This is a genomic window from Streptomyces sp. MnatMP-M17 (assembly GCF_900091995.1).
In the GTDB taxonomy this organism is placed as follows: domain Bacteria; phylum Actinomycetota; class Actinomycetes; order Streptomycetales; family Streptomycetaceae; genus Streptomyces.
The window spans coordinates 1-4122 of sequence record NZ_FMDK01000523.1 but is presented as its reverse complement, the minus strand read 5'-3'; the positions used below and the strand labels follow the sequence as shown (position 1 = coordinate 4122).

The 4122-nt window shown below is 68.9% G+C and carries 2 protein-coding genes and 1 pseudogene; all 3 read left to right on the top strand.

All coding sequences use genetic code 11. From position 1 onward, the window contains the following. Window positions 1-209, top strand: a pseudogene (locus tag GA0115259_RS22855) (sugar ABC transporter permease); the annotation flags it as partial. A 276-nt stretch (window positions 210-485) separates the two neighbouring features. Continuing rightward, the gene (gene dxs, locus GA0115259_RS22850) at window positions 486-2390 is read left to right on the top strand and encodes a 1-deoxy-D-xylulose-5-phosphate synthase (protein WP_093600357.1); all 1905 of its coding nucleotides are present in this window, start codon (window positions 486-488) and stop codon (window positions 2388-2390) included. A gap of 192 nt (window positions 2391-2582) precedes the next feature. After that, window positions 2583-4043, top strand: coding sequence for an amino acid permease (locus GA0115259_RS22845; protein ID WP_093600354.1), 1461 nt, complete (start codon window positions 2583-2585; stop codon window positions 4041-4043). Window positions 4044-4122 lie beyond the last annotated feature (79 nt).

Sequence of the window (4122 nt, the reverse complement as noted above, 5' to 3'; positions counted from 1 at the left end):
TCATCGGCGGCCCCAGCCTCTTCGGCGGCCGTGGCCGCACCTGGAACGCGCTGCTCGGTGTGCTGGTCATCGTCTCGATCCAGTACGGTCTCGCCCTCCAGGGCATCGCCTCGCCGATCCAGAACATGATCACCGGCGCGGTGCTCCTCGCGACCGTCGTCATCGACGCGGTGACCCGCAAGACCCAGAAGGCGGCGGGCCGCGCCTGAGCGGACGCCGTACGAGACGCCGTACGATTCGCGGGCCCGTGCCCGGCATCCGACCTCGGGTGCCGGGCACAGCCGTGTTCCGGGCGCCGGCGATATGACGTACATACATCCGATCGAGTGATGTGCAACGCACCGCCCGCTGATGACACGCGCGAGCGGAACATTAGACTCGCCAGATCGGCAGAGCTGGACCAGCCCAAAACGCAAGGAGGCACAGTGAAGCAGGTGCCGCGCGAAGCGCGCCGAGCAGGATCGGGGGTGGGCGGATGGGAGCTGATGACCCGCATCCGAGGACCTCGCGATCTGGACCGGCTCGGCCCGGAGCAGCTTGAGGAGCTGGCCGCGGAGATCCGTTCGTTCCTCGTGGACGCGGTCTCCAAGACCGGCGGCCACCTCGGCCCGAACCTCGGTGTCGTCGAGCTGACCATCGCCCTGCACCGTGTCTTCCACTCGCCGAAGGACAAGATCCTCTTCGACACGGGCCATCAGTCCTATGTCCACAAGCTGCTCACCGGCCGTCAGGACTTCTCGCGGCTGAAGAGCAAGGGCGGTCTGTCGGGCTATCCCTCCCGCGCCGAGTCCGAGCACGACATCATCGAGAACTCGCACGCCTCCACCGTGCTCGGCTGGGCCGACGGTCTCGCCAAGGCCAACCAGGTCCTGGACAAGGACGACCGTGTGGTCGCGGTGATCGGTGACGGCGCGCTGACCGGCGGTATGGCCTGGGAGGCGCTGAACAACATCGCCGACGCCAAGGATCGCCCGCTCGTCATCGTCGTCAACGACAACGAGCGCTCGTACGCGCCGACCATCGGCGGCCTCGCCAACCATCTCGCCACCCTGCGCACCACCGACGGCTACGAACGCTTCCTGGCCCGCGGCAAGGACCTCCTGGAGCGCACTCCGGTCGTCGGCAGGCCTCTCTACGACACCCTGCACGGCGCCAAGAAGGGCCTCAAGGACTTCATCGCGCCGCAGGGCATGTTCGAGGACCTCGGACTGAAGTACGTCGGTCCCATCGACGGCCACGACATCGAGGCCCTGGAGTCCGCGCTGCTGCGGGCCAAGCGCTTCGGCGGCCCGGTCATCGTGCACTGTCTCACCGAGAAGGGCCGGGGCTATCAGCCCGCGCTCGCGGACGAGGCGGATCGTTTCCACGCCGTCGGCAAGATCCATCCCGACACCGGTCTGCCGATCGCCTCCTCGGGCGTCGACTGGACCGCCGTGTTCGGCGAGGAGATGGTCAAGCTCGGCAGGGAGCGCGAGGACATCGTCGCGATCACGGCCGCCATGCTCCAGCCGGTCGGTCTCGACAAGTTCGCCAAGCTCTTCCCGGACCGGGTGTACGACGTGGGCATCGCGGAACAGCACGGCGCCGTCTCCGCGGCGGGCCTGGCCACCGGCGGTGTCCACCCGGTCTTCGCCGTCTACGCGACCTTCCTCAACCGGGCCTTCGACCAGGTCCTGATGGATGTCGCCCTGCACCGCTGCGGTGTGACCTTCGTCCTGGACCGCGCCGGGATCACCGGCACCGACGGCGCCTCGCACAACGGCATGTGGGACATGTCGATCCTCCAGGTCGTGCCCGGTCTGCGGATCGCCGCGCCGCGCGACGCCGACCAGGTGCGCGCCCAGCTCCGCGAGGCGGTGGCCATCGACGACGCGCCGACCGTGGTGCGCTTCTCCAAGGGCGCGGTGGGTCCGGCCGTTCCCGCCGTCGGCCGGATCGGCGGTATGGACGTGCTGCGCAGGCCCGCCGAGGGCCCTGCCGATGTCCTGCTGGTCTCCGTCGGCGCGCTCGCGCCGATGTGTCTGGAGATCGCCGGGCTGCTCGACAAGCAGGGCATCACCGCCACCGTCGTGGATCCGCGCTGGGTCAAGCCGGTGGACGAGGCCCTCGCGCCGCTCGCCGAGCAGCACCGTGTCGTCGTCACCGTCGAGGACAACAGCCGTGTCGGCGGAGTCGGTTCCACGATCGCCCAGACGCTGCGCGACGTCGGCGTCGACGTACCGCTGCGGGACTTCGGCATCCCGCCGCGCTTCCTCGACCACGCCTCCCGCAAGGAGGTCATGGCCGAGATCGGGCTGACCGCGCCGGACATCGCACGCCAGGTCACCGGCCTGGTCGCGAAGCTGGACGGCCGGCTGGAGGACTCGCCCACCGAGGCCGCCCGCGACTGAGCACCTGTTCCCCCGAACGGCTGATGGGCCGGTCGGTCCGCCCTGTACGGGGTGGTCCGACCGGCCCATCCGTGTGAAATAAGACATTGCGGGTGCCAGGGCTGCACGGCCTCTCGGCCATTGCCGGAACGACGCGCACACGGAGGTATGCCGGTGAGTACACAGCACGCCCCGGGACCAGCCGGAAACGGGATGTTCCGCACCAAAGGCGTCGAGCAGTCCATCCGTGACACCGAGGCTCCCGAGTTCGCGCTCAGGAAATCGCTCTCCGCGCTCGATCTCACCGTCTTCGGTGTCGGTGTGATCATCGGTACGGGAATCTTCGTACTGACCGGAGTGGTGGCCCGGCAGAACGCCGGACCCGCCACCGCGCTCGCGTTCGTCGTCTCGGGCATCGTCTGCGCGCTGGCCGCCCTCTGCTACGCCGAGTTCGCCTCGACCGTACCGGTGGCCGGATCCGCGTACACCTTCGCCTACGCCTCGCTCGGCGAGCTGCCCGCCTGGATCATCGGCTGGGACCTCGTCCTGGAACTGGCGCTGGGCTGCGCGGTCGTGGCCGTCGGCTGGTCCGGCTATGTACGCTCGCTGATGGGCAACGGAGGCGTGAGTCTGCCGGACTTCCTGTCCGGCACCCATGGCGGAACGTTCGGCTTCGATCTGCTCGCGTTCCTCCTCGTGCTCGTCCTGTCCGGCATCCTCGTCCTCGGGGTGAAGCTCTCCTCACGGGTCACCGCCGCCGTCGTCGCGGTGAAGGTCACCGTCGTGCTGCTCGTGATCGTCGTCGGCGCGTTCTTCATCACCGGCTCCAACTACCGGCCGTTCATCCCGCCCGCCGAACCCAGTCCGGGCGGCGGCGGACTGAAGGCGCCGCTCATCCAGCTCATGTCCGGCTATATGCCCACCAACTTCGGTGTCATGGGCATCTTCACCGCCGCTGCCGTCGTCTTCTTCGCCTTCATCGGCTTCGACATCGTCGCCACCGCCGCCGAGGAGACCGTCGACCCGCAGCGCGACGTCCCGCGCGGCATCCTCGGCTCGCTGTTCCTCTGCACGGTGCTGTATGTCGCGGTCTCCCTCGTCGTCACCGGGATGCAGCACTACTCACAGCTCTCCGTGGACGCTCCGCTCGCCGACGCCTTCAAATCCGTCGGCCATCCCTTCTGGGCCGGGCTCATCAGCTTCGGCGCGGCCGTCGGGCTCACCTCCGTCTGTATGATCCTGCTGCTCGGCCAGACCCGGGTGTTCTTCGCGATGAGCCGCGACGGACTGCTTCCCAGGACCTTCTCCCGCGTACAGCCACGGTTCGGCACGCCCTACCGCTCGACCGTCCTCCTCGGTGTGATCGTGGCGGTCGTCGCGGGCTGCACCTCCATCGAGGAGCTCGCCGAACTGGTCAACATCGGTACGCTCTTCGCCTTTGTCGTGGTCGCGCTGGGCGTCGTCCTCCTGCGCCGGCGGCGTCCCGACCTGCCGCGCGCCTTCCGCACTCCGCTGGTGCCGTATCTGCCGATCGCCTCCGTGCTGGCCTCCCTGTGGCTGATGCTCAATCTGCCCGCCGAGACCTGGCTGCGCTTCGGCGTCTGGATGGTCGTCGGCTGTGTCGTCTACGCCTTCTACGGACGTGTCCACAGCCGCCTCGCAACCGCCCGCTGACGGCGGACCGCGGCTCGTACCGGCCTCCGCGATGCTCGCCGAGCCGCCGCCGCCCGCCCTGCGGCACGGATACTCCCGG

Bases quoted from the DNA above. Each gene is read 5' to 3' on its own strand.
- dxs (WP_093600357.1), top strand. From the start codon at position 486: ATGACCCGCATCCGAGGACCTCGCGATCTGGACCGGCTCGGCCCGGAG.
- GA0115259_RS22845 (WP_093600354.1), top strand. From the start codon at position 2,583: ATGTTCCGCACCAAAGGCGTCGAGCAGTCCATCCGTGACACCGAGGCT.